The following is a 24,892-nucleotide window of genomic DNA, read 5'->3' on the forward strand; positions in this document are numbered from 1 at the left end:
CCCTGTGAGAGTAGGACGCCGCCAAGCTTTTTGTTTATATCCTTCCAATGGAAGAAGTTACTTTATCCATTCCGCAGTAGCTCAGTGGTAGAGCTATCGGCTGTTAACCGATCGGTCGTAGGTTCGAGTCCTACCTGCGGAGCCATGCTTCCATAGCTCAGTAGGTAGAGCACTTCCATGGTAAGGAAGAGGTCAGCGGTTCGAGCCCGCTTGGAAGCTTTCCTCTAAATATTGTTCTGACAAGGTTTCTCGATGATGAGAAGGCTTTTTTTATGCCTTTTTTAATTGCTTGGGATCGGATCACTTAGTTTGCAATAGATTTGAAATCGCATCTGCAACCAAAGTGTCTGCTTCTTTGAATGCATGCGTATAAGTTTCAAGCGTGGTTTTTACATTTGCATGCCCTAAACGTTGAGATACAGACTTAATATTAAAGCCAGGTATTTTCCCAATTTGGTTAATTAACATTGTAGCATGAGTATGACACATATCATGCAAATGAATTTTCTTATATCGTGCTTTTTTGCGAATCGCTCCCACTATTTATTTAAATATAAAAAGGTAGTTGAGAACGTACAATGCTAATTCGTCTAGTTGATGACAGAGCAAGGCATTCCATTGGTCAACGTTGTGCCATATAAAAGATGGAACGGTTCGAAGATAAAAGCAGCTCTTCAAAAAGCATTGAAAAAGTGAAAAAGGTAAAGCCTCTGATCATAGAGAACAGGGGCTTTTTTTGATGTTATTTTTCATCGTTCTTTTTTTGAAGTGAATCCTTCTCTCAAAAACCTTTTTCTTTCTCTGTTACTTTATCGAGTGATTCTAGGGTATACGAAAAAGTGTTGTTTCCACACAATTTTACACTAATTATGTTTCTCCTCCTGAAAATGTAGTTGATAGAATTTCATCTTCCTTTTATGCATTTTAAATGTGTCGAATTTGTGAAATAAACAATTTCCACAAACTAAAATATGTGGTAGGTCTGTCTATAGTAGGTAACACGCTACTCATTGTTATGGTGAGTATTAATAGAAGGAGTTTTCATGATTATTGCCATAACTGGTGTTGCAGATAGTAGTAAAGTTAGAGAGCCAAAAGGTGATCTGTATGACTACTATACACATGCCTTAGAAATCGGAAATTCTAAGGAAGAGCTTCTCATCTAAATGGACTTTGTAGACAAGCTCGAAAAAAATTACATGGAGGTAATAGGAAATGAGAATTAACCACAATATCGCGGCACTTAACACATTAAACCGTTTGTCTGCAAACAACGGTGCGAGCCAAAAGAACATGGAGAAACTTTCTTCTGGTCTTAAAATCAACCGTGCAGGAGATGACGCAGCAGGTCTTGCAATCTCTGAAAAAATGCGTGGACAAATTCGCGGATTAGAAATGGCTTCAAAAAACGCACAGGACGGTATCTCTCTTATCCAAACAGCTGAGGGGGCATTGACTGAAACTCACTCAATCCTTCAACGTGTTCGTGAATTAGTCGTTCAAGCTGGAAATACTGGTACACAGGATAAAGAGTCTGACCTTCAATCTATCCAAGATGAAATTAAAGCTTTACAAGAAGAAGTAGATGGAATTTCAAATCGTACAGAGTTTAACGGTAAAAAATTATTAGATGGTTCGTTTAAAGGAACCCCAGGAACACCAGCAATTCCGCCGACAGATCCAGATGATCCAGATACAGGTACACCTGCAGTTCCAGCAAGTGGTAATGCTTTAGTGTTCCAAATCGGTGCTAATGCAACTCAACAAATCTCAGTTCATATTGATAAAATGAGTACAGATGCATTGGGAGTGAAAGGTGCTAATGGAATTGTAGCGAATCAAGCGATTAAAGACATCGATGTAAGAAAGTTTGCTGATAATGCAGCAGATGCTACTGATGTTGGTTTTGATACTCAACTAAGTATTGTTGATGCAGCTATTAACCAAGTATCTGCTCAACGTGGAAAACTTGGTGCAGTACAAAACCGACTAGAGCACACGATTAACAACTTGGGTGCATCTGCTGAAAACTTAACTGCTGCTGAGTCTCGTATTCGTGACGTTGACATGGCGAAAGAAATGAGTGAGTTCACAAAGAACAACATTCTTTCTCAAGCGTCTCAAGCTATGCTTGCACAAGCGAATCAACAGCCGCAAAATGTACTTCAATTATTACGTTAATCAACCAAAAGCCCCTTTTATATAGGGGCTTTTGTTGTTTGCTTTAAATGTTGGACATGCTCAGTGACAAATAGACTCAAGAATGGAATAAATCGATTGGTAAGTAAGCTTTGTATCAATTTTCTACACATTCCTTCTTTTTGTGCTTGATTCCTTAGTTCCTTTCTTATATTCTTACTAAAGTGATGATTATCCTCTCTAACAAAAGACTCTGTACGTTCCTCTTTTTCCCCGAAAGTGAAGCATTGTTTATTTTCCTTTCCTCATCTCCAGGTTTGAATGATCTTCTTTTCCGTGTGCGGTATGTATATAAAAAGGAGTAGATGGTTTGAAAGATTTATTTGTAAAGCAAGAATGGTTTGGATATGTGCGTCAGGATGTGCTGGCGGGTATTTTAGTGGCCTTGGCTTTGATTCCTGAAGCGATTGCGTTTTCGATTATTGCGGGCGTTGATCCTAAGGTCGGTTTGTATGCTTCGTTTTGTATCGCGATTGTGATTTCGTTTGTTGGTGGACGGCCAGGTATGATCTCTGCCGCTACTGGTGCTATGGCGCTGGTCATGGTCAATTTAATTGCAGATCATGGATTGCAGTATTTGTTCGCAGCTACGATTTTAACAGGCTTGATTCAAATTGTGTTTGGAGTGTGCCGAGTGTCTCGTCTGATGAAATTTATTCCGAGGTCTGTGATGGTTGGTTTTGTTAATGCATTGGCAATTATGATCTTCATGGCACAGCTGCCGCATTTCGTTGGGGAATCCATGGCTATGTATGTCATGACAGGTGGAGCATTGTTGATCATTTATGTATTGCCGATGGTCACAAAAGTTATTCCCTCTCCACTTATTGCAATTATTGTGATGACGATGATTGCTGTATTTGGGCATATTGATGTCAGAACGATTGGAGACATGGGAGAGCTTCCTAGCTCTTTGCCAACTTTTCTTATTCCCAATGTACCGTTTAGCTGGGAAACACTTGCTATCATTTTTCCTTATTCCTTAGCACTTGCGATGGTTGGTTTACTTGAATCTTTATTAACAGCACAAATTGTAGATGATATGACGGAAACGTCTAGTCGTAAAAATAAGGAAGCGAGAGGCCAAGGAATTGCCAATGTGGTGGCAGGATTTTTTGGCGGTATGGCTGGCTGTGCGATGATTGGTCAATCTGTGATTAATACAAAGGCAGGGGGACGAGGCCGGCTTTCTACCTTTGTGGCTGGTGCATTTTTAATGGTATTGATTTTTGTGCTTGGTGATGTGGTTGTTCAAATTCCAATGGCTGCTCTTGTTGCTGTCATGATCATGGTTTCTATTGGTACCTTTGATTGGAGTTCATTCCAGCAGCTGAAAAAGAACCCAAAAACAGATTCTCTTGTGATGCTTGTCACGGTCGTGACGGTGGTGTTCACTCATGATTTATCCAAGGGTGTTTTTGCAGGGGTGCTGCTTAGTGCCGTATTCTTTGTGGCTAAAATATCAAAACTGCATATTACCTCTACAGAAAGCCAAGCTGGTACATGGGTTTATCGAATTAAGGGTCAAATTTTCTTTGCTTCCGTGACTGAATTGATTCAAGCCTTCCATCATGGAAACGACTTGAACACGGTTGTGATTGATTTGTCTGAAGCGCGTATATGGGACGAATCAGGTGTGGCTGCGATTGAACGTGTGAAGGAAAAATATCGTACAGCTGGTGTAGAGGTGGACGTAGTTGGAATGGATACGTCTAGTCAAAAACTTATGAAACAAGTGATCGGATCTTAAAAAGACTTTTCTGTTTGATACAATAGAACAAGGAAGAAAGTGAAGGATGGAGGTGGCCGGCATGCTTGTCCGTTTGAATCAGGTGCTCGGCCGGGTGATGCCGCTCATTACGCCTGTCAGTGTGCTACTTGGTGTATTATTGGCGGCGTATTTAAAAGATTTCACCTTTTTGGTGCCTTGGGTGTTTGCTGTGATGACATTTTCAGGGAGCTTGTCATCTACTTTTTCAGCTTTAAAACATACGGTGATGCATCCATTGCCTTTGATTTTATCGTTTATGATTTTGCATGTGCTGATGCCCCTTTATGCATGGTCGGCGGGGCATTTGATATTTGCGGGTGATTCTATGACGATCACCGGTTTGACGCTTGCGATGGTGATTCCGACAGGTGTGTCTAGTTTAATATGGGCAGCAATGTATAAAGGGAATGTGGGGTTAACGTTATCTATCATATTAATTGATACATTGCTTTCGCCATTGATTGTGCCAGTAAGCTTGTCAATCTTCGTTGGTACACAGGTCCATATGGACATGGTGGCGATCATGAAAGGACTATTCGGTATGGTGGTGTTGCCCTCTATTTTAGGGATGCTCGTTCGTCAGTATGCAAAGCCATCGGTGACAAAAGCAATGAGTCAGACCTTGGCTCCTTTTTCAAAATTAGGCTTGTTTGTTGTCGTATCGATTAACAGTTCTGTTGTCGCCCCGTATTTGCGTGAACTGGATGCTGCATTTTTTAGCAAAGCAGCGACTGTCTTTTTCATTGCGATGAGTGGGTATGCTTTTGCGTGGTTGATTGGAAAGGCGATGAAATGTACCCAAGGAGAAATTGTGGCGATTGTGTATACGGGCGGTATGCGGAACATTAGCGCGGGTGCTGTGCTTGCCATTAGCTTTTTCCCGCCTGCTGTTGCTGTTCCTGTCGTGATTGGCATGCTGTTTCAGCAAGTGCTTGCAGCCTTGTTTGGCTTTTTACTTCATCGTTTCGAGCTGAAAGTACCTGCTGTGACTAAGTCTTTATCATGAAAAAACCTCCATCCTTTAAGGTGGAGGCTTTTTTGCGATTAATAGATGAGGTATTTCTTCCGTTTCTTTTCGAATGTCTTTAGATCATGGTGGTATTGTTTCATGATGTGTTTGATGGAAGTGCCTTTATTGATTTCTTCTTTGATCCAGCTATTCCCGATGAGTTTATCAAAGCTGCCTGTTTGTAGGAATTGAAAGTCATTAGGATACAAGTCATGTATTGCTTTGATGATAGATAGACCTGTTTTGACTGCTTCGAATGATTTTTGGTCTGTGACATAAAGCTGTACCCCGTGAGACAAAGTCCCGGCATGTTTTGAAAAGGTAGGGGTAAATGAGACAGGTCTAAATTGAACGCCTTTTAGTTTTAACCCATTTAAATGATCTGCTAGCTCATTGCTATTGATATATGGAGCGCCAATGAGTTCGAACGGTTTCGTCGTTCCTCTGCCTTCAGAAACGTTTGTGCCTTCGATTAATCCTGTTGCTGGGTAAACAAAGGTACTATCAACGGTCGGCATATTAGGTGAAGGGAGGACGAACGGCAGCTTCGTGTCATCGAACGTCATGGATCGTTTCCAATGTTTCATTTTGATCACTTTTACATCAGCGTTGATATGAAACTCTTTGTTAAACATGTATGCAAGTTCTCCAGTCGTCATCCCATGTCTTAATGGGATGGGATAGAGACCTACAAAAGAGGCGTGTTCTGGCTCTAATACGGGTCCTTCTACTTTTAGCCCGCCTATTGGGTTTGGACGATCTAAGACAACAAATGGAATGTTGTTTTCCTTAGCTGCTTCCATTGCATACGCCATCGTGTAAATATAGGTGTAATAACGAGTACCAACGTCTTGAATATCAAATAGCAGGACATCTACATTTTTGAGCATTTCAGGAGTTGGCTTTCTTGTTTTTCCATAAAGAGAGTAAACAGGCAGGCCCGTTTTTTCGTCGGTATACGATTCGACGCCTTCTCCTGCTTGTGCATCACCACGGACGCCATGTTCAGGCCCATACAAGGCAGTCAGTTTGATATCGGGGTGTTCAAATAGCAGATCGACACTGCTTTTCATGTTTGCATCAATGCCTGTAGGATTCGTAATAAGCCCTACTTTTTTCCCTTTAAGCCAAGAGAGGTTACTTGAGAGTAATGTTTCGATACCTGTTTTGACTGTTGCTTTTTTTCCTTTTGTATCTGTTCGTTCTGAATCTGCGGGGGAGGCGGCGGTCAATGTGCTGATCATGAGAATGCTAGCGAGTATCAAGCTTGCTGTCTTTTTCAAGAGAATCCCTCCTATTTGATCTGTTTGCCTTTTAAATTGAGTCCATAGCCAAATGGGTAAAGGGTTTGATTAGGATGAGTGACTGATGGGATAGCGACGGGCAATTTCCCTTTAGGTGAGGCCGCTCCAAAAATCACTTCTAGTCCCGCAGGAATATTCGGTTGATTGAATTGTCCGTTTGAGTACCCTTTAAAACCGTACACAGCCAGTAAGGCGTCGGCTTCTTCAAAATTTGCCGCATCATAAGGGTTTCGGAGACTCATGATGACCAATTTTTTGTTTTGTGCTGATGCTTCTTTCATGACAGCACGAGGGAAGGCCGTTGCCCATTTTTTCGGATCCTGTACACCGTCATCAATGACGCCATCATTCACAGCCGGGTCATTTTGGACAACGTAAGAGCCGGTAATGACATAGTCAGCATCTTGAATGAGTTTGGCTGTTTCTTTGGAGAAGCTCTTATCTGCAAATGCGTATGATTGGATTTGCACAGGTTTAATCTTTTTCTGTTTGATCAGAGATTCAATTGTGACGGACATTGCTTTTGTTTGATCTTCGTATGGTGCCATGAGTACGATTTTGTCATTCTTTTTAGGCTTAAAAGGCAAGGTTTTGTCGTTGTTTTTAAGGAGAGTGATTCCTTCACGTGCCATTTTTTGTTCTGCTTTTCGGTGCGACTTTTGACCAACGAGCTGTGTGGCTTTTTTGATTTTCTTCTCAAGGCTTACTGATTTATTGGCGGAAATGATGCCGCGTTTGATCTTTAATTGAAGGATTTTTTCGACAGATTGATTGATCTGAGATATCGGAATTTCGTTTGTGAGAACTGCTCTTTTTAAAGCATTGAACACATTCTCTAGGTTTTTTTCTGTCTTTAAGGACGTGACAGGTGCTGGCATGAGGGCAATGTCGACGCCTGCTTTAATAGCCATTACCACAGCTTCTTCCTGTCCGAAGTTATCTGCAATCGCTTTCATATTGAGGGCGTCTGTTACAACCACTCCTTGAAAGCCCATGTCTTCTTTTAATAAATTTGTGATGACTTTTTTTGATAAGGTTGCTGGAACCATAATGTCCTCGCCATCTTTTTTGCTTTTATACGTTGTGTCATCAATGGCTGGGAATTGAACATGAGCAGTCATGACCATATCTGCCCCTGCGTTGATTGCTTGTTGAAATGGATACAGCTCCACCTTTTTAAGACGATCTAGATCATGTTCGACAAGCGGAAGACCGTAGTGACTATCAACAGCTGTATCACCATGTCCCGGGAAATGCTTTAATGTGGAAATGGTCTTTTCCTTTTGAAGTCCTTTCATGGTTTGCAGACCAAGTCTTGTGACAAGTTCAGGGTCAGAGCTAAAGGAACGGACACCGATGACGGGGTTATTCGGGTTATTATTTACATCAAGAACAGGAGAGAAATTTGTATTGATACCTAGAGCGTTTAATTCTTTGCCGATGATTTTTCCAGTGTCATAAGCATTTTTCTTACTTCGAGAGGCACCAATCGACATATTTCCTGGGAAATGTGTTCCCTTTTGTAGTCTTGTGACGATTCCGCCTTCTTGATCAATGGAAATGAGTAAAGGAATGTTGGGTGATGCTTGTTGAAATTCATGTGTGAGTTTGACGGTTTGTTTCGTATCAACGACATTTTCTGCAAATAAGATGACACCGCCTAAATGATATTTCTCTACAAGGTGAGAAACTTCTTTATTCATTTTTGTGAAGCCTGTAGGAGCGGATTCACCTTCTGCTTGCCAATTGCGAAAGTCTGGCATGAGCATTTGGCCAATTTTTTCATCCAAGGACATGTCCTGAACCATTTGTTTGGCAGTTGGGAGAGGGGCGGAGCTCACCTTTTCCGTTGGAATGGAAGAGGTGAGCAGGGCCAAAACGAGTGCAGCGGGGAACAGAGCTTTTAACATCGAATTCCTCCTTTTACTTAAAAGATTCGTAGATTGCAGTCATGATGCTTCCATAAGTACCAGTTGGGAAAAGGTCACCTTCAAATTGATTTGGGTTGACTTCAGGTGAAACGACGGGTGAATGCTTTTTATTTGTCAGCAAGACGACGCCTAGATTGTGTTTTGGATCAATCAATGTCATCGTTCCGGTCCAGCCTGTGTGTCCATAGGCTTCTTTACTTGCGTATTTTCCAAACATCCATTCCATGTCAGTATTGCCGTTTTTCCGCCAGCCTAGCCCGTAAGTTGGGTTCGTGTCTGATGATTCCGTAAAGAGATCGATAGAAGCTTGGTCAAAGATGGTTGTTTTCCCATAGCCTCCTTTATTGAGCATCAGCTGAAGCAGTACGGCCATATCTGATGTATTAGAGAAAAGTCCAGCATGTCCGGAGACACCTGCCATTGAGTAATAGGCTTTCTCATCGTGGATTTCACCTAGCAAGGTATACCTGCGAATGTTTTCAAAATCAATGACACCATCTCTTGTATTGCCTAGACGCTCGGTTGCTGCAAAATGCTTTGGCTTGAATCCCTTTTTCAGCGGATTGAACATGGTATGTTTTAGACCAAGCGGTCGATAAATCGTCGACTCTACATATTGATCAAGTGGCATACCGGTTTTTTTCTCAATGATCATGCCTAACAGCATGTAATCAATATCACTATAAATATGCTGAGTGCCTGGCTTGTATTGCAGAGGCACCTTTGGCAGCCATTTCATGGTTGTTTGTCTATCTTGAGAGAAAAAAGAGCCCGCTTGCTCTTTGCTATAAAATAAAACACTGGAAGGCAGTCCGGCAGAATGGGTGAGAAGATCCTTGACTCGAAGCTGATCTTTGCCGGTTACCTTTGCATCTGGTTCATCTTGAAAGTCTGGCAGGATGGTTTGTATTTTTTCATTTACATCTAGTTTTTGTTCATATACTAGCTTTTGCAGGGCATAGTTGGTGGCATACATTTTTGTATTGGATGCCAAATCGAACAGTGTGTTCTTTTTCATTTTCTTATAGAATTTGAGTTCTGTTGCCCCTTTATATTTTTGTCTGTAGCCATAGGCTTTTTGATGGACGACCTGACCATCCTTGATAATGATGAGTGCTGCCCCTGGAAATCCTGCTTTGATATCGTTTTGAATCATGTGATCAACCTTCCTAAGCTGCCTAGAAGAAAAACCTACTTGTTCCGGTCGTTTTGCTTTTTTTAAGACGGGATATTCTTCAGGTGCTGTTTTAGACAAAGACGATACAGGATGGGAGCTAGTTGCAAATGTTTGTACTGGTAACCCAAGGAGCATGAACAGACTTGTGATGATGAGAAAATATTTCTTCAAGAGCTAGACCTCCTATTGCTTATTTTCCTCGAATTCAACAGCCATATCATCATGAAATCCGAATAAGTATGTGAAGATAAATCCAGCGACATATGCAATGAAGAGTCCTATTAAGTAAAGTAGCATTTGATGTGTGTGAACGATAAAGGTTAATGGGAGACCTGATACCCCGATTGCTTTAGTGGCGATTTGGAAATAGGCTTGAAATGCTCCGCCGATTCCAGCGCCTAGACAAGCAGTGAGGAAGGGTCTTCCGAGCGGGAGTGTGACACCGAAAATGAGCGGTTCTCCAATTCCAAGCATTCCTGAAGGAAGTCCGCCTGCAATGGCTCTTTTCAGCTTTTTCTTTTTTGTTTTCATATAAATGGCAAAGGCAGCACCGACCTGTCCTGCGCCTCCCATAGCGAGGATTGGCAGAAGCGGGTCATCTCCAATTGAATTAATCAGTTCCATATGAATAGGTGTTAGGCCTTGGTGAAGTCCAGTGACAACAAGAGGAAGGAAGGTCGCACCAAGAACAAATCCGGCAAAAATACCGCCAATGTTTAATAGATAAGTAAGTCCAGAGGTGATGGCATCAGATATAAATCCGCCGACTGGCATGAAGATAACGTACGTGAAAATGCCTGTAATGAGTAGTGTGATGGTTGGTGTGACGATGATATCGAGTGATTGCGGGACGAAGCGTCTGATCCGGGTCTCAACAAGTGCCATAAAAATAGCTGCAAGAAGAACACCGATAAGTCCGCCTCTACCTGGTAGAATATTAGTGCCAAATAACATAATATCAGCGGCAGCTGGGTTAATGATGAGAATACCTGCTAATGCGCCTAATGCAGGAGAGCCACCAAATTCTTTTGCGGCGTTTGTTCCTACTAATATACCGAGATAAGCAAACAAACCTGAGCCTATAACGGTTAGGATAATCGCAGCTTGAGATTTTTCATCAAGCCAGCCTGCTTGCACGACCGCTTTTGTAATACCCGTTATAAGACCCGATGCAACGAGTGCTGGAATAATGGGAATGAAAATGCTGGCGATCCGCCGTAAGAACAGCTTGAATGGTGTGCGGTTCTTTTGTGAAATGGCTTGTTTGTTTTTCTGTGCTTCGTTGTTTAAGTCATATGAACCTGAGGCATTGAGCAGTTGTTCAAATGCACTTGATACTTGGTTGACAACACCTGTGCCTAAAATGATTTGCAGTGTTTCCGCTTCGACGACGCCAATGACGCCATCGAGTTCTTTGATCGCGGTGGTTTGCACTTTTTCACGATCAATGGGTGTAATTCGGAGACGTGTCATACAATGTGTGTGGGAAGAGATGTTTTCAGAACCACCACAGAGTGAAAGGATTTCTTTCGCCAACTGCTGATATTTTTTTTGATGACTCATGTTGAATCCCCCTTTGTTTTTCGTTTCATGGAGCGGATGGCATGCCTTGTTTTGTCAATATATTGTGCTGTCTGTTCATATTGACGGGAGGCTAAACTGAGGAACAAGACATCGATTAAATAGAGCTGTGCCATTCTAGAGGAAGTGGCAGCACTGCGAAAAGGTGCTTCATTGGAACCGGACGTTGATAGATGGACATCACACAATGCAGAAACGCTTGTATGCCCTGGATGCGTTAAAGCAATGGTTTTCACTTCATTTTCTTTTGCGAGCTGAAGGGCTTGGATGATGTCTAATGTTTCTCCTGAGAAGGATATACCGAACACAATGTCATTCTTTCCAGCATTTGCGATGACCGTAGATGCGATGTGCATGTCAGTGAAGGCAGTGGCTGCATAATTGATTCTGAGAAATTTCTGCTGGGCATCAGCTGCGACGATGCCAGATGCACCCACACCGATAAAATGGATTTGGTTTGCATTCAGCAGCAGTTGAACAGCTTTTTCTAAAGCTTCTACATTTAAAATAGAGGCTGTATCTTTGATCGATTGAATGGTGTTTCCTGCTGTCTTTTGAATAATGGATTGAAGTGGTTCATCTTGTTCGATATCCCGGTAGCCTTGTTTATCAGTGTGCATTAAGTCTCCAGCGATCCGCATTTTCAAATCGTGATAGCCATCCAGCCCGAGAGACTTACAGAGGCGGATGACGGCAGAGCTGCTTGCACCGGCAGCCTGACTGATTTCATGCACTGTGCTTTTAATGACTTTGTCAGGATGGGCAAGGATATAGTCTGCAATGATTTTTTCAGATTGGGGAAGCTTTGATTTCATTGTGTGTAGTAGGGTGAGTCCGCCTGCTGACATGAGTTTCCTCCTTTAAGATTGATGACGTAAGATGGCTTTGTCGATGTGACCATCTGCTTTGTTGAGCAGGTCTTTGGCTGTCTTTTTATCTGTTTTGGTTTGGAGCATGACGATGGCTGTTTTAACTTCTAAATCGGCTGCTTCAAGGGCTTTTACGGCTTGTTCGTAGGAAGCATTGGTCACATGCTGAATGATGGTGATGGCGCGTTCTTTTAGTTTATGATTGCTTACTTTTACATCTACCATCAGGTTTTCATATACTTTGCCTTGTCTGATCATGACAGAGGTGGAAAGCATATTTAAAATCATTTTATGAGCGGATGCGGCTTTCATTCGTGTTGACCCAGTGATGGCTTCTGGTCCTACGACGACTTCAATGGCGCAGTCTGCTAGTTCGCTAATCTCTGCTTGTTCATTGCAGCTGAGGGCTACTGTTTTTGCTCCAATGGTTTTAGCATAGTTTAAAGCGCCAATGATATAGGGTGTTCTACCGCTCGCCGCGATGCCGACAACTGTATCTTTTGATGTCAGGTGGATGTGTTCTAAATCTTTTTGACCAGCTTCTTCACTGTCTTCCACATCTTCTGCTGCATGTGAAAAGGCAGAGTCTCCACCGGCCATGATGCCTACGATGACATCAGGTGAAATGCTATAGGTAGGTGGACATTCGACCGCATCCATTACCCCAATTCTGCCGCTTGTTCCAGCGCCTAGATAAATGAGTCTGCCCCCATTCGAGATGGATTCAAAGGCAAAGTCACTTGCTGTCTTTACGTCTGGAAGGACACGGTTGACGGCTTGAGCGACCTTCATATCTTCCGCATTTATCATTTGGAGTATTTCTAGCGGGCTTGCTTGTGAAATTCCCATGGTGTTAGGGTTTCTTGATTCTGTTGTCAAAGAACGCAGTTGAGATGGCTGCATGTGACATACCTCCTTATTTCTTCATTTTCAGTATATTGAGTATGACATGAAATTTCAATATTATATTTAAATACTGAAATTATATTTCAGTCGAAATGTTGTGCTGATGAGGGTTGAATAGTTAGAAAATAAAAAAAATAAAAATCCCCTTTACAAAAGGGGGACAACCTGTATATAATAACTTTTGTCAGCTTCACGGAAACAGTAAACTTGACAAACTGGCCCGTTGGTCAAGCGGTTAAGACACCGCCCTTTCACGGCGGTAACACGGGTTCGAATCCCGTACGGGTCACCATCATGTGGAGGATTAGCTCAGCTGGGAGAGCATCTGCCTTACAAGCAGAGGGTCGGCGGTTCGAGCCCGTCATCCTCCACCATATGCCGGTGTAGCTCAACTGGTAGAGCAACTGACTTGTAATCAGTAGGTTGGGGGTTCAAGTCCTCTTGCCGGCACTGTTTTTCTTTTATCAATTCCATATGTGGAGGGGTAGCGAAGTGGCTAAACGCGGCGGACTGTAAATCCGCTCCCTCCGGGTTCGGCGGTTCGAATCCGCCCCCCTCCACCATTTTTGGGCTATAGCCAAGCGGTAAGGCAACGGACTTTGACTCCGTCATGCGTTGGTTCGAATCCAGCTAGCCCAGTTAAGACACCTTTTTTAAAAAGGTGTCTTTTTTTTATTTTGACGATTGGAATGTATAACTATTCAAAATATTGTTGAGTTGAGTCAAAAGGTACCGAGAAAGTAAAATATAAGCATGAACGGAAAGGGGATGTACATATGGGAGATCAAAAGAAGGTCACGATTGTCGGGGTGCCGATGGATCTCGGTCAAATGAGAAGAGGCGTTGATATGGGGCCGAGTGCCATTCGCTGTGCTGGCGTAAAAGAAAAATTGGAATCGCTTTCATTTGGTGTCGAGGATTTAGGGGATATTCCTGTTGAGCAAAGGGATGATGAGAAAGGTCTCTATACAAGTGAAAAACTGAAAAACTTAACGGAGAATGCTGGCGCAAACCAGCTTCTTGCTGAAAAGGTTAGCAGTATTGTGCAGTCCGGTTCGTTTCCGCTGATTTTAGGCGGGGATCATAGCATTGCAATTGGTACACTAGCCGGTGTAGCCAAGCATTATGAAAATTTGGGTGTCATTTGGTATGATGCACACGGTGATTTAAATACAGAGGAAACCTCTCCTTCTGGGAATATTCATGGGATGCCACTTGCTGTCAGTCTCGGTCTTGGGCATGCTGATCTAACGAATATTGGCGGTTATGCGCCAAAAGTAAAGCCTGAGAATGTGATCTTGATTGGTGCTCGTTCTTTAGATGAAGGAGAGCGGGCATTGATTAGAGAAAAAGGCATTAAAGTGTATACGATGCATGAAATTGATCGATTAGGGATGACGAGAGTAATGGAGGAAGCCATTGCGTATTTAAAAGAAAGAACAGATGGTGTTCATTTGTCGCTTGATTTAGACGGCCTTGATCCAGCGGAGTGCCCTGGCGTGGGAACGCCGGTTGCTGGCGGCATCAGTTATAGAGAGAGTCATCTTGCAATGGAGCTTTTAGAGGAAGCAGGGATTTTGACATCTGCTGAGTTTGTTGAGGTGAATCCGGTATTAGATGAGAAAAATAAAACAGCAGAAGCGGCAGTTGCATTAATTGGTTCTTTAATGGGTGAAAAGCTATTATAGAGCGGGACTTGTTCCCGTTCTTTTTTTAATTTTGGGGAAATTTAAGGATATGTTAAGGTTTTTACCGGCTGATAAGCGTAACATGCTGTCAAAAATTTGTTACACTATTTTTTAGAGGAGAATGAAACCTTTTGGAACGAGGTTCGTATACATAAAGACCGGTGAAGGCAGAGGTTGAATATACTATGGAAACAATGATTAAAAAGAGAATTAAGCAAGTGAAAAAAGGCGACCAGAACGCATTTGCAGACATCGTAGACCTGTATAAAGACAAAATTTATCAGCTGTGCTATCGTATGCTTGGGAATGCACATGAAGCAGAAGATATTGCGCAGGAGGCGTTTATTCGTGCCTATGTGAATATTGAGAGCTTTGATGTGAATCGTAAGTTTTCCACGTGGCTGTACCGCATTGCAACCAACCTGACCATCGACCGTATTCGTAAAAAAAAGCCGGATTATTATTTAGATGCAGAGGTGGCAGGGACAGAAGGACTGAATATGTATTCTCAAATTGCGGCTGACGGCATTTTGCCAGAGGACGAGGTGGTGTCGCTTGAATTATCGAGCACCATTCAGCAAAAAATTTTAAGATTACCCGATAAATATCGCTCGGTCATCGTATTAAAGTATATTGATGAACTCTCGTTAAAAGAAATTAGTGAGATTCTGAATATACCAGTTGGTACGGTGAAAACGAGAATACACAGGGGTAGAGAGGCTCTCCGGAAACAGTTGAGAGACCTTTGAGTGAGGTGATTTTGATGAGCTGTCAGGAAAAAATCGTCCTGCTTATGCATCAGTATTTAGACGGGGACATAGAGCCCGAAGATGAAAAAGAATTAAAGAGCCATCTGCAATCGTGTGAGGAATGCCGTACTCATTTTCAACAAATTGAGAAATCCATCGCGCTCGTGCAGAGTACATCTCATATAGAAGCACCATCTGATTTCACTGCAAAGGTGATGGCAGGTCTTCCAAAGGAGAAAAAGCGTGTGTCGATTCAAAGATGGATCAAAGCTCATCCGCTAATGGTCGCCGCTGCCCTCTTTGTCATATTGATGGGAGGCAGTCTGTTTACAAGCTGGAATACGGATCATAATTTCAGTGTGTCAAAGCAGCCGAATCTCGTGGTTGAAAATGATACAGTGACGGTACCTAAAGGGGAAACCGTTAAAGGTGACGTCACTGTGAAAAATGGCAAGCTGATTGTAGAAGGCAAGGTTGATGGGAACGTAACAGTCGTCAATGGAGAACAGCTGACTGCTTCTGCCGGACAAGTCACTGGTCAAATCAATGAAATTAATGAAGTGTTTGATTGGGTTTGGTACAAAATGAAGTCTACAGCACAAGACGTGATGCGGGTCATTGGACCAGAGGAGCAAAAGTAAATCAAACAGTTTGAGAGCAGTCTCTAAGGGGACTGCTCTTTTTCTATTGATGGACAGACTTGAATGCCAGCCAGATATGGCAACTATTTTCCTTGCTGAAACAAAATGTGGTATAATAGCCACGCTATGTACTTACACATAGGCTCTTTTTTTATAAAAAATGAATCGAACGAAGAATAACTGAAAATTCTGGAGGACGAGGAAATGGCTTTAGGGGATATTCCTTTTTTGCAGTACCTCGGTAATGCTGTTGATATTCTCGTTGTTTGGTATGTGATATATAAATTAATGATGGTCATCCGCGGAACAAAAGCGGTTCAGCTTTTAAAGGGAATTGTTGTCATTGTTCTCGTCAGGATGGGAAGTGCGTATCTCGGTCTTAACACACTTCAATGGCTGATGGATCAAGCGATTACGTGGGGGTTCCTTGCGATCATTATTATTTTTCAGCCAGAGCTAAGGAGAGCGCTTGAGCAGCTTGGGCGCGGCCGTTTCTTCTCTAGAAGCGGAACACCTGTAGAGGAACAGCAGCAGAAAACGATCGAGGCAATTACAAAAGCAATTAACTATATGGCAAAACGAAGAATAGGCGCGCTGTTAACGATTGAGCGCGATACTGGGATGAATGATTACATAGAGACCGGAATTCCTTTAAATGCAAAGGTCAGTTCTGAGCTGCTGATTAATATCTTCATTCCGAATACACCGCTTCATGACGGCGCTGTGATTATGAAGCGTGATGAGATTGCAGCTGCAGCGTGTTATTTACCGCTGTCTGAAAGTCCTTTTATCTCTAAGGAGCTCGGTACACGTCACCGCGCGGCAGTTGGTATTAGTGAAGTAACGGACAGTTTAACCGTCATTGTCTCCGAGGAGACAGGCGGCATTAGTGTCGCAAGAAATGGTGATCTCCATCGAGAATTGACAGAAGAAGCGCTTGAAGAAATGCTGATTGCTGAGTTTAGTAAGAACAGCAAAGATGCTTCCTCGACCAAATGGTATTGGAGGGGCAAGAAAAATGGATAAGATTTTGAATAATCGCTGGGCCGTTAAGTTTCTTGCATTGGTCTTCGCTTTATTGCTGTATGGTGCAGTTAATTCAGCGCAAGCGCCCACGCCGAAAAAAATCGGTGAATCCTTTTTCCCAACATCGACAACAGACGAAGCAACCTTAACGGACATTCCTGTTAAAGCGTATTATGATGACGAAAAGTATGTAGTCACTGGTGTGCCGCAGACAGTCAATGTCACGATTAAAGGATCAACTAGTGCTGTGAAAACAGCAAGACAAACGAAAAATTTTGAAATTTACGCAGATATGCAAAACCTGACGACAGGTACACATAAAGTCGAATTGAAGGCAAGAGATGTATCGAAAGGAATCACGTTAACGATTAATCCGTCTGTGACGACTGTGACGATACAAGAAAAAACGACAGCTGAATTCCCTGTTGAAACTGAATTTTATAATCAAAATAAAATCAAAGACGGCTATTCACCAGAGCAGCCTATTGTGAATCCGAAAAATGTCACGGTTACTGGCTCAAAAGACGTGATCGACAAAATTTCTGTCATTAAAGCATTTGTGAACTTAGAGGATGTCGATCAGCAAATTGAGAAAGAAGCGAAGCTCACTGTGTATGATAGCAGTGGGAATGAGCTACCAGTCGAAGTGAGTCCGTCTGTGGTAGATATTACGGTCCCGATTACGAGTCCAAGCAAGAAAGTTCCGTTTAAGATTGAGCGGACGGGCAGCTTGCCAGATGGGATCAGTATCTCAAGCATCGAGACAAGCCCAAGTGAGGTGACAGTCTACGGTTCTCAAAAGGTGCTGGATGCACTTGATTTTATTGACGGCGTTAAGCTCGACCTAAGCAAGATTAAAGATGATACAGAGATTGATGCCGACATTCCACTGCCAGATGGTGTGAAAAAGGTATCGCCTGAAACTGTTAAGATCAAAGTGAAGGTTGCAACAGCTGAAGAAAAAAAGATCGATAATGTCCCAATTTCTGTCGTGGGTCTGAGCAAGGATCTTAGCTCTGCATTTGTGAGTCCGTCTTCAGGGCGTCTCACACTAACAGCAAAAGGTTCAAAGAGTGCAATTGATAAACTAAAGGCTTCAGATATTGAAGCCTATATCAATGTGGGGGACTTAAACGAAGGAACACATGAGGTCAAAGTACAAGTGAATGGCCCTCAAAATGTGACTTGGACATTATCTAGATCGAAGGTCAAAGTGAAACTGACTTCTACTGATACAGAAGATCAGCCGGCTTCTACGAATGATCGGAAAGATCAATCATCCGATGATGATCAGGAAGAGAAGAGTCAAAAGGAATCAACACAAGATAAAGCAAAAAAAGAATCAAGTCAAAGACAGCGGGTCAAAGAAGATAATAAAGAGGACGCAGCGTCCTCTTGAATGGTAAAAAAGGAGCGATTGAAACATGGGCAAGTACTTTGGAACTGATGGTGTAAGGGGTGTGGCTAATAGCGAATTAACGCCAGAGCTCGCATTTAAAATTGGGAGATTTGGCGGCTATGTGCTCACGAAGGATAAAGAACGTCCAAAGGTACTCGTTGGACGAGACACGCGTGTATCTGGTCATATGTTAGAAGGAGCACTCGTAGCAGGCTTACTTTCAATTGGGGCTGAAGTCATGCGTTTAGGTGTGATCTCAACACCTGGTGTGTCTTATTTAACGAAGGCAATGGATGCAGAAGCAGGTGTCATGATTTCAGCTTCGCATAACCCAGTTCAAGACAACGGAATTAAATTTTTCGGTGGTGATGGTTTTAAACTGTCAGATGAACAGGAAAATGAAATTGAGCAGCTAATGGATCAGCCAGTTGATCAGCTGCCACGTCCGGTTGGGGCCGATCTTGGAACCGTGAATGACTACTTTGAAGGCGGTCAGAAGTACTTGCAATTCTTGAAGCAGACAGCGGACGAGGATTTCACAGGCATTCACGTAGCGCTTGATTGTGCACACGGCGCAACATCTTCTCTTGCGACACATTTATTTGCGGATTTAGATGCAGATGTGTCAACAATGGGAACATCACCAAACGGATTGAATATCAACGATGGCGTAGGTTCTACTCATCCAGAGGCACTTTCTGCTTTTGTGAAAGAAAAAGGAGCGGATATTGGTCTTGCGTTTGATGGCGACGGCGACCGCTTAATTGCAGTCGATGAAAAAGGTGATATTGTAGACGGCGATCAAATTATGTACATATGTGCACGTTATCTAAAGGGTGAAGGCCGATTGAAGGACGACACGGTCGTGTCAACGGTCATGAGTAACCTTGGATTCTATAAAGCGCTTGAGAAGCAAGGCATTAAGAGCATTCAAACCGCTGTTGGTGACCGCTATGTGGTCGAGGCGATGAAAAAGGATGGCTATAATGTCGGAGGCGAGCAGTCAGGCCACTTGATTTTCCTTGATTACAATACGACAGGTGATGGTATGCTTTCTGCGATCATGCTGGTGAATACACTAAAAGCAACAGGGAAAACATTATCAGAGCTTGCAGCTGAAATGGAGAAATTTCCGCAGCTTCTAGTGAATGTAAAGGTATCTGATAAATATAAAGTGGAAGAAAATGAAAAAGTAAAAGCTGTGATCCAAGAGGTTGAAAAAGAGATGAACGGTGACGGACGCATCCTTGTTCGTCCATCAGGAACAGAACCGCTTGTACGTGTCATGGCAGAGGCGAAAACAAAAGAGCTGTGTGATGAATACGTGGCTCGCATTACGGCTGTTGTCAAAGAAGAAATGGGTATTGAGTAATCGATCAAAGCAAATCGCAAAGTAGCGGTTTGCTTTTTTTCGAATAAACGTCATAAGAGGCTGGTCTAGTACGAATGATATAAGCGAGGGCAATTTGCTGCTTGCTTTCATACATAAGAGAGCACATCGAAGGTAGAACGTGACAAGCCTCATCGCATATAGTGTAGGGAGGTCTTACTTTCTCACATGAAAGGGATCACCCGCTAAATTGTGATTGACGGAGGTCAGACCTTATAGTACAATCATCCTTGTGTTACTGGATTTTTATTCTAGCAGGAAAGGCAGGGTAGATGTTCAGCCACTCTTATAATTATAGCGCCCGAACTAAGCGATCGAACGACAGATGCTTAGTTGACGAGGATGGAGGTTATCGAATTTTTCGGCGGATGCCTCCCGGCTGATCAAATATAGAGATCACAGCCGTAAGTGTTTCTTTAAAGCAAAGAGGTGACTCTTTGTACAAAGGGAATACACATGATCTCCCAAAATAAACATGTAGAGAGGGACGAAGAAATGTCCCTTCTATTTTAGTAGGCTTTCTTTGTCCCTTTCACATGATCGGGAGGAAGAATATTTATGTGTGGAATCGTAGGTTATATTGGTCAGAATGATGCGAAGGAAATCTTATTAAAAGGTTTAGAGAAGCTTGAGTACCGTGGGTATGACTCAGCAGGTATCGCTGTGGCAAACGAAGATGGCGTGCATGTGTTCAAAGAAAAAGGACGTATCGCTGAGCTTCGTGAAGTCGTTGATGCAAACGTGGCATCTTCAGCAGGAATTGGACATACACGCTGGGCAACACACGGTGTACCAAGCCATCTAAATGCGCATCCGCATCAAAGTGCTTCTGGCCGTTTTACGCTTGTTCATAACGGTGTCATCGAGAACTATGTACAATTGACACGCGAATATTTACAAGACGTCACACTAAAAAGCGACACAGATACAGAGGTTGTTGTTCAAGTCATCGAACAATTTGTGAACAGAGGTCTTGATACAGAGGAAGCTTTCCGTCAAACGCTTCTTCAACTAAAAGGCTCTTACGCAATTGCCCTTTTCGATAACGAAAACAAAGAAACAATCTATGTGGCGAAAAACAAAAGCCCATTATTGGTTGGTTTCGGCGAAGATTTCAACGTTGTGGCTTCTGACGCAATGGCGATGCTTCAAGTAACAAACGAATATGCGGAATTAATGGATAAAGAAATGGTCATTGTTACTAAAGACGAGGTTATTATTAAAAACCTTGACGGTGATATTATGACACGTCCTTCTTATATCGCTGAGCTGGATGCAAGCGACATTGAGAAAGGCACATATCCTCACTACATGTTAAAAGAAACGGATGAACAGCCGCTTGTTATGCGCAAAATCATCCAAGAATATCAAGACGAAAACGGCAAGTTGTCAGTCGCTGGCGATATCGCAAGCGCAGTAGCAGAAGCAGACCGCATCTATATTGTGGCTTGCGGAACGAGCTACCATGCTGGACTTGTTGGTAAACAATACATTGAAGACTGGGCGAAAGTACCTGTAGAAGTCCATGTAGCAAGTGAATTCTCTTACAACATGCCGCTTCTATCGAAAAAACCGTTGTTCATCTTCCTTTCTCAATCTGGGGAGACTGCGGACAGCCGTGCTGTACTTGTTCAAGTCAAAGAACTTGGTCATAAAGCATTAACGATCACAAACGTACCAGGATCTACGCTTTCTCGTGAAGCAGACTTCACATTGCTTCTTCATGCAGGACCAGAAATCGCAGTGGCTTCAACAAAAGCCTACACTGCACAAATCGCTGTTCTTGCGATCCTTGCATCTGTTGCAGCTGAATTAAATGGTCAATCTCTTGACTTTGATCTTGTGAAAGAGCTTGGGATTGTAGCAAACGCAATGGAAGCCCTTGTCGATCAAAAGGATGAAATGGAACAAATCGCTCGTGATTTCTTCACAGTGACACGTAACGCATTCTTTATCGGAAGAGGACTTGACTACTATGTGTGCCTTGAAGGTTCACTCAAACTAAAAGAGATCTCTTACATCCAAGCAGAAGGATTTGCTGGCGGAGAACTCAAACACGGCACGATTGCTTTAATTGAAGAAGGCACACCGGTCATTGCCCTTGCCACGCAAGAGCATGTGAACCTCAGCATTCGCGGTAACGTCAAAGAAGTCGTTGCACGCGGCGCAAACCCTTGTGTCATCTCACTAAAAGGCCTAGAAGACGAAGGCGATCGTTTCGTCCTTCCAGCTGTACACCCAGCACTTGCACCACTTGCATCTGTTGTTCCATTACAGCTAATCGCTTACTACGCAGCCCTTCACCGCGGGTGTGATGTGGATAAACCACGTAACCTTGCGAAGAGTGTGACGGTGGAGTAGGTTTTAAATAAAATCGGTTTTTTGATACCCCTTTTAGATATAATTGTCTAAAGGGGTATTTTTGTGTCAATAGAACTAGCAGTTGAAAGATTTAAGCTGAACTTTGATTGATAGATACTATTTCCATGTTGCTATTATGATAAATATTCTTAGGGGGAAATATTATTTTTATTCGATACGTAAAAAAAGAAAAATGGGGAATTGTTTTTTTCTTCATTGGTTATATTGCATTGTTTATCATTTCTTATTGTTTAATTGGTGGTCCTGTCTCAAGTGGAGGACCAATAGGTGTATTCCTTGGATTTTGTATTGTTCAATTTCTTAAATATAGAGCTTTCAAAAAAGATGAAAGAAATAATAAAGGCATATATCATCGTTTATAAGTTATATTTTTAACACATTATACTAAGTGCATAATGAGAGAGCGTCCCCTTGAGAAAGCGTGACAGTTTAAATATTTAACGAAGAAAGAGAGCAGACACATGACCAAACATAAAATTTACACAATGAGCTTTGCAAAGGTCTATCCTCTCTACATCGCAAAGGCAGAGAGAAAAGGACGAACGAAGGCTGAGGTTGATACGATTATTTGTTGGTTAACAGGCTACAGTCCAGAAGAGCTTGAGGAACAGTTGGACAAGCAGATAGACATTGAAACTTTTTTTGCCGAGGCTCCTGAGCTTCATCCTTCCCGCAGTTTAATCAAAGGAGTCATCTGTGGTGTACGGGTAGAGGACATTGAGGAAGAAACCATGAAAAACATTCGGTATCTAGATAAGCTGATTGATGAGTTAGCCAAGGGAAAGAAAATGGAAAAGATTTTGCGAGATTCGTCATGATCATCACAAGCAAGCCCAGTGAATAACCTTCACTGGGCTTTTTTATATTTATAGACCATTCGACCAATAAAAATAAAATCCATTTGAACGAATTCTCTCTTCATGTCGTCAAAAGAAGTAATACCAAAACAAATTGACGTTTGAAAAGGGAGTGGCGTGTATGGATATGAAGATGATTTTACCTCTTATTTTGCTACAAGCGATTTTAATGGTGATTGGTTTGTTTGATTTGTTGAAAAGAGATCCGTCGAGAATCAGGGGAGAGGTGAAGTGGGTTTGGGCTTTGGTGATTGTGTTTGTGGCGAGTGCCGGTCCTATTGCGTATTTCATTTTTGGTCGTAAACAATCTTAAAAAAGGGGAGGGATTCGCTTGAATATGTTGGAGTGTTACGGGCTGACGAAATCGTATGGACGGCATGAAGTGTTAAAAGATGTCTCGTTTTCTGTTGGGGAGGTTGGATGTGTTGGCTTTTTAGGAGCCAATGGAGCGGGGAAGACAACGACGATCCGGATTTTGACGGGGCTTGCTCGTCCTACGTCTGGCGTTGTGAAGGTGGCAGGTTTTGATGTCACAAAGGACATGGATCAAATCAGTCAGGTGATGGGGTACTGTCCTCAGCATCCTGCATTTTATCAAGATATGACGGGGCAGGAGTGGATGCATTGGGTTGGCGGGTTATTTCATTTAGAGAAAAACATCATTCGTTCCAAAACAGAGGAGCTGTTGAAGCTTTGCCGTGTGTATGAGGCGAAGGATCGCGTTATTGGCAGCTATAGTGGAGGCATGAAGCAGAGGCTTGCTATTGCACAGGCGCTGATCAATAGACCGAAGGTTCTGATCTTGGATGAACCTGTGTCTGCACTTGATCCCATGGGGAGAAAAGACATCCTGACTTTGATTGAGCGTCTAAAGCATGAGATGCTGATCTTTATGTCGACCCATATTTTAGATGACATTGAACGTGTGGCTGATCATATTATCATGATCAACAGCGGCAAAATTGAAATGTCCTCTTCGATGAAACAGATCAAAGAAGACTATATCCAGCCAATGATTGAATTTCAATTAGAACAACAGAATACGAAACTAGTGGCTTTGTTAAAGGAGCGGGATTGGGTGGAGGAATGTATTGAGACAGGAGACACTTATCAGGTGCGAGTCAAAGATCAACATACGGCATTGAAGGAGCTGCCGGGTCTCATCACTGAAACTGGCGGTGTTCTTCTCCAATATCGACTATCTAAGCTAACGCTTGAAGATATTTTCATGAAGGTTGTGACGGCATGATGATGTTGAAAAAGGAATTTAGGGAGTTATTCACTAGTTATAAAATCTTATTTGTGCCGATCATTTTTACGATTTTAATGATTACACAGCCTATTACGCTCAAAATGCTGCCGGACCTTTTATCGAAATCCGCTAATTTACCTGAAGGGTCTACATTTTATATACCAGAGCCTAGTGCTGGAGAGGCTTTAGCTAGTGCATTGAGTAAATTTGATTCACTCGGCGTGTTTATCCTCATTATGATCGTGATGGGGACGATTGCTGGAGAGCGTGCCTCTGGGGTGACGGCGATGATTATGGTGAAACCGATCAGTCGAATGAGTTATTATGCCTCAAAAATATATGCCTATGCCTGTTTAACTTTGTTTAGTTTGGTAGTGGCGGTTCTAGCTTCCGTTTATTATGTAGACATTCAATTTGGGCATGTGGCTTGGGGCGATGTGTTAAAAGGAACGTTTTTGTATTATCCAAACTTACTGCTTATTGTAGTATCGACCATTTGTGCATCGGCGTTCTTTAAGCGCTCAGTGACTGCGGGCGGCGTTTCCCTTTTGATCAATCTCATCCTGTTTACCGTTCCTTCGTTTTATGAGAATACATTAGGGAAGTTTGCACCTAAAGGCGTCACAAGTGCGGCTGAGGAGATGATTCATAGAGGGACTTATTCAGATCAGGCACTCACAAGCTTTCTAGGTGTATCGGTATTGATTGGTTTCTTTTTTCTCATCGGATGGTTTCTTTTTAGAAAACAGGAATTATAGCAT

22 protein-coding genes and 7 tRNA genes are annotated in these 24,892 nt (G+C 42.5%); 22 read left to right on the forward strand and 7 right to left on the reverse strand.

Annotation, left to right across the window (positions count from 1 at the left end):
• The first annotated feature begins 70 nt into the window (after positions 1-70).
• Together BA79_RS17935 and BA79_RS17940 are read left to right on the forward strand one after the other, a co-directional pair.
• Positions 71-145, forward strand: a tRNA-Asn gene (locus BA79_RS17935).
• A 1-nt stretch (position 146) separates the two neighbouring features.
• A tRNA-Thr gene (locus BA79_RS17940) sits at positions 147-219 on the forward strand.
• A gap of 81 nt (positions 220-300) precedes the next feature.
• Here the strand turns inward: BA79_RS17940 and BA79_RS19315 are convergent.
• Positions 301-489, reverse strand: a complete 189-nt coding sequence (locus BA79_RS19315) for a site-specific integrase (RefSeq protein ID WP_144684608.1) — start codon at positions 487-489, stop codon at positions 301-303.
• A 554-nt stretch (positions 490-1,043) separates the two neighbouring features.
• On the opposite strand from BA79_RS19315, the gene BA79_RS19855 reads away from it, so the two are divergent.
• From BA79_RS19855 to BA79_RS17955, 4 genes are all read left to right on the forward strand, one after another.
• The gene (locus tag BA79_RS19855; RefSeq protein ID WP_265153615.1) at positions 1,044-1,166 is read left to right on the forward strand and encodes a hypothetical protein; all 123 of its coding nucleotides are present in this window, start codon (positions 1,044-1,046) and stop codon (positions 1,164-1,166) included.
• Between the two features lie 49 nt (positions 1,167-1,215).
• On the forward strand, positions 1,216-2,181 hold the full coding sequence (gene hag / locus BA79_RS17945; protein ID WP_017358869.1) for a flagellin Hag: 966 nt from the start codon (positions 1,216-1,218) through the stop codon (positions 2,179-2,181).
• A 328-nt stretch (positions 2,182-2,509) separates the two neighbouring features.
• Positions 2,510-3,949, forward strand: a complete 1,440-nt coding sequence (locus BA79_RS17950; RefSeq protein WP_035704315.1) for a SulP family inorganic anion transporter — start codon at positions 2,510-2,512, stop codon at positions 3,947-3,949.
• Between the two features lie 61 nt (positions 3,950-4,010).
• On the forward strand, positions 4,011-4,976 hold the full coding sequence (locus BA79_RS17955; protein ID WP_035704366.1) for a bile acid:sodium symporter family protein: 966 nt from the start codon (positions 4,011-4,013) through the stop codon (positions 4,974-4,976).
• A 38-nt stretch (positions 4,977-5,014) separates the two neighbouring features.
• Here BA79_RS17955 and BA79_RS17960 read toward each other — a convergent pair whose 3' ends face one another.
• The 6 genes from BA79_RS17960 to murQ are packed head-to-tail and all read right to left on the reverse strand — an operon-like array spanning position 5,015 to position 12,744.
• On the reverse strand, positions 5,015-6,223 hold the full coding sequence (locus tag BA79_RS17960) for an exo-beta-N-acetylmuramidase NamZ family protein (RefSeq protein ID WP_390309433.1): 1,209 nt from the start codon (positions 6,221-6,223) through the stop codon (positions 5,015-5,017).
• A gap of 50 nt (positions 6,224-6,273) precedes the next feature.
• Complete coding sequence (locus BA79_RS17965) at positions 6,274-8,193, reverse strand: glycoside hydrolase family 3 protein (RefSeq protein WP_035704319.1); 1,920 nt, start codon at positions 8,191-8,193, stop codon at positions 6,274-6,276.
• 13 nt (positions 8,194-8,206) lie between these two features.
• Entirely contained in the window at positions 8,207-9,562 is a 1,356-nt protein-coding gene (pbp4b, locus tag BA79_RS17970) for a penicillin binding protein PBP4B (RefSeq protein ID WP_035704322.1), read from the reverse strand.
• Between the two features lie 12 nt (positions 9,563-9,574).
• On the reverse strand, positions 9,575-10,954 hold the full coding sequence (locus BA79_RS17975; protein WP_008344031.1) for a PTS transporter subunit EIIC: 1,380 nt from the start codon (positions 10,952-10,954) through the stop codon (positions 9,575-9,577).
• Entirely contained in the window at positions 10,951-11,820 is an 870-nt protein-coding gene (locus tag BA79_RS17980; protein WP_007498558.1) for a MurR/RpiR family transcriptional regulator, read from the reverse strand. Before BA79_RS17980 ends, BA79_RS17975 begins: the two co-directional genes overlap by 4 nt.
• A gap of 12 nt (positions 11,821-11,832) precedes the next feature.
• Entirely contained in the window at positions 11,833-12,744 is a 912-nt protein-coding gene (gene murQ, locus BA79_RS17985; protein ID WP_035704324.1) for an N-acetylmuramic acid 6-phosphate etherase, read from the reverse strand.
• 220 nt (positions 12,745-12,964) lie between these two features.
• On the opposite strand from murQ, the gene BA79_RS17990 reads away from it, so the two are divergent.
• The 16 genes from BA79_RS17990 (at position 12,965) to BA79_RS18065 (ending at position 24,889) form a co-directional block, all read left to right on the forward strand.
• Positions 12,965-13,039, forward strand: a tRNA-Glu gene (locus BA79_RS17990).
• 6 nt (positions 13,040-13,045) lie between these two features.
• A tRNA-Val gene (locus BA79_RS17995) sits at positions 13,046-13,121 on the forward strand.
• Positions 13,122-13,124: 3 nt separating this feature from the next.
• Positions 13,125-13,197, forward strand: a tRNA-Thr gene (locus BA79_RS18000).
• 28 nt (positions 13,198-13,225) lie between these two features.
• Positions 13,226-13,310 (forward strand) — tRNA-Tyr (locus tag BA79_RS18005).
• Between the two features lie 4 nt (positions 13,311-13,314).
• A tRNA-Gln gene (locus BA79_RS18010) sits at positions 13,315-13,386 on the forward strand.
• Positions 13,387-13,523: 137 nt separating this feature from the next.
• On the forward strand, positions 13,524-14,435 hold the full coding sequence (gene rocF, locus BA79_RS18015) for an arginase (RefSeq protein ID WP_007498554.1): 912 nt from the start codon (positions 13,524-13,526) through the stop codon (positions 14,433-14,435).
• A gap of 185 nt (positions 14,436-14,620) precedes the next feature.
• Positions 14,621-15,184, forward strand: coding sequence for an RNA polymerase sigma factor SigW (gene sigW / locus BA79_RS18020; protein ID WP_007498553.1), 564 nt, complete (start codon positions 14,621-14,623; stop codon positions 15,182-15,184).
• A gap of 14 nt (positions 15,185-15,198) precedes the next feature.
• On the forward strand, positions 15,199-15,825 hold the full coding sequence (gene rsiW, locus BA79_RS18025; protein WP_008344028.1) for an anti-sigma-W factor RsiW: 627 nt from the start codon (positions 15,199-15,201) through the stop codon (positions 15,823-15,825).
• Positions 15,826-16,029: 204 nt separating this feature from the next.
• Positions 16,030-16,851 carry a diadenylate cyclase CdaA gene (gene cdaA, locus BA79_RS18030; protein WP_008344027.1) on the forward strand — a complete coding sequence of 274 codons (822 nt, stop codon included), beginning with the start codon at positions 16,030-16,032 and terminating at the stop codon, positions 16,849-16,851.
• Positions 16,844-18,250 (forward strand): CdaR family protein, encoded by a 1,407-nt coding sequence (locus BA79_RS18035; RefSeq protein ID WP_035704327.1) that lies wholly within the window; start codon positions 16,844-16,846, stop codon positions 18,248-18,250. Before cdaA ends, BA79_RS18035 begins: the two co-directional genes overlap by 8 nt.
• Before the next feature lie 25 nt (positions 18,251-18,275).
• Positions 18,276-19,622 (forward strand): phosphoglucosamine mutase, encoded by a 1,347-nt coding sequence (glmM, locus tag BA79_RS18040; RefSeq protein ID WP_008360584.1) that lies wholly within the window; start codon positions 18,276-18,278, stop codon positions 19,620-19,622.
• A 576-nt stretch (positions 19,623-20,198) separates the two neighbouring features.
• A complete protein-coding gene (glmS, locus tag BA79_RS18045; protein ID WP_007498541.1) occupies positions 20,199-22,001 on the forward strand; it encodes a glutamine--fructose-6-phosphate transaminase (isomerizing) in 1,803 nt (600 codons plus the stop codon).
• Between the two features lie 482 nt (positions 22,002-22,483).
• The gene (locus tag BA79_RS18050; protein ID WP_035704329.1) at positions 22,484-22,840 is read left to right on the forward strand and encodes a DUF2200 domain-containing protein; all 357 of its coding nucleotides are present in this window, start codon (positions 22,484-22,486) and stop codon (positions 22,838-22,840) included.
• 160 nt (positions 22,841-23,000) lie between these two features.
• Positions 23,001-23,192, forward strand: coding sequence for a PLD nuclease N-terminal domain-containing protein (locus BA79_RS18055; protein WP_003217265.1), 192 nt, complete (start codon positions 23,001-23,003; stop codon positions 23,190-23,192).
• 18 nt (positions 23,193-23,210) lie between these two features.
• Complete coding sequence (locus BA79_RS18060) at positions 23,211-24,128, forward strand: ABC transporter ATP-binding protein (RefSeq protein ID WP_035704331.1); 918 nt, start codon at positions 23,211-23,213, stop codon at positions 24,126-24,128.
• Positions 24,125-24,889 (forward strand): ABC transporter permease, encoded by a 765-nt coding sequence (locus tag BA79_RS18065; protein WP_035704333.1) that lies wholly within the window; start codon positions 24,125-24,127, stop codon positions 24,887-24,889. Before BA79_RS18060 ends, BA79_RS18065 begins: the two co-directional genes overlap by 4 nt.
• Positions 24,890-24,892: the final 3 nt, after the last annotated feature.

This window comes from Bacillus altitudinis 41KF2b (genome assembly GCF_000691145.1).
GTDB lineage: Bacteria > Bacillota > Bacilli > Bacillales > Bacillaceae > Bacillus > Bacillus altitudinis.

What these genes read in the sequence shown, in the direction of transcription:
- BA79_RS19315 (WP_144684608.1), bottom strand. Translation starts at nt 489, where the DNA reads ATGTGTCATACTCATGCTACAATGTTAATTAACCAAATTGGGAAAATA.
- BA79_RS19855 (WP_265153615.1), top strand. Translation starts at nt 1,044, where the DNA reads ATGATTATTGCCATAACTGGTGTTGCAGATAGTAGTAAAGTTAGAGAG.
- hag (WP_017358869.1), top strand. Translation starts at nt 1,216, where the DNA reads ATGAGAATTAACCACAATATCGCGGCACTTAACACATTAAACCGTTTG.
- BA79_RS17955 (WP_035704366.1), top strand. Translation starts at nt 4,011, where the DNA reads ATGCTTGTCCGTTTGAATCAGGTGCTCGGCCGGGTGATGCCGCTCATT.
- BA79_RS17960 (WP_390309433.1), bottom strand. Translation starts at nt 6,223, where the DNA reads ATGATCAGCACATTGACCGCCGCCTCCCCCGCAGATTCAGAACGAACA.
- BA79_RS17965 (WP_035704319.1), bottom strand. Translation starts at nt 8,193, where the DNA reads ATGTTAAAAGCTCTGTTCCCCGCTGCACTCGTTTTGGCCCTGCTCACC.
- BA79_RS17975 (WP_008344031.1), bottom strand. Translation starts at nt 10,954, where the DNA reads ATGAGTCATCAAAAAAAATATCAGCAGTTGGCGAAAGAAATCCTTTCA.
- BA79_RS17980 (WP_007498558.1), bottom strand. Translation starts at nt 11,820, where the DNA reads ATGTCAGCAGGCGGACTCACCCTACTACACACAATGAAATCAAAGCTT.
- murQ (WP_035704324.1), bottom strand. Translation starts at nt 12,744, where the DNA reads ATGCAGCCATCTCAACTGCGTTCTTTGACAACAGAATCAAGAAACCCT.
- rocF (WP_007498554.1), top strand. Translation starts at nt 13,524, where the DNA reads ATGGGAGATCAAAAGAAGGTCACGATTGTCGGGGTGCCGATGGATCTC.
- sigW (WP_007498553.1), top strand. Translation starts at nt 14,621, where the DNA reads ATGGAAACAATGATTAAAAAGAGAATTAAGCAAGTGAAAAAAGGCGAC.
- rsiW (WP_008344028.1), top strand. Translation starts at nt 15,199, where the DNA reads ATGAGCTGTCAGGAAAAAATCGTCCTGCTTATGCATCAGTATTTAGAC.
- cdaA (WP_008344027.1), top strand. Translation starts at nt 16,030, where the DNA reads ATGGCTTTAGGGGATATTCCTTTTTTGCAGTACCTCGGTAATGCTGTT.
- BA79_RS18035 (WP_035704327.1), top strand. Translation starts at nt 16,844, where the DNA reads ATGGATAAGATTTTGAATAATCGCTGGGCCGTTAAGTTTCTTGCATTG.
- glmM (WP_008360584.1), top strand. Translation starts at nt 18,276, where the DNA reads ATGGGCAAGTACTTTGGAACTGATGGTGTAAGGGGTGTGGCTAATAGC.
- glmS (WP_007498541.1), top strand. Translation starts at nt 20,199, where the DNA reads ATGTGTGGAATCGTAGGTTATATTGGTCAGAATGATGCGAAGGAAATC.
- BA79_RS18050 (WP_035704329.1), top strand. Translation starts at nt 22,484, where the DNA reads ATGACCAAACATAAAATTTACACAATGAGCTTTGCAAAGGTCTATCCT.
- BA79_RS18055 (WP_003217265.1), top strand. Translation starts at nt 23,001, where the DNA reads ATGGATATGAAGATGATTTTACCTCTTATTTTGCTACAAGCGATTTTA.
- BA79_RS18065 (WP_035704333.1), top strand. Translation starts at nt 24,125, where the DNA reads ATGATGATGTTGAAAAAGGAATTTAGGGAGTTATTCACTAGTTATAAA.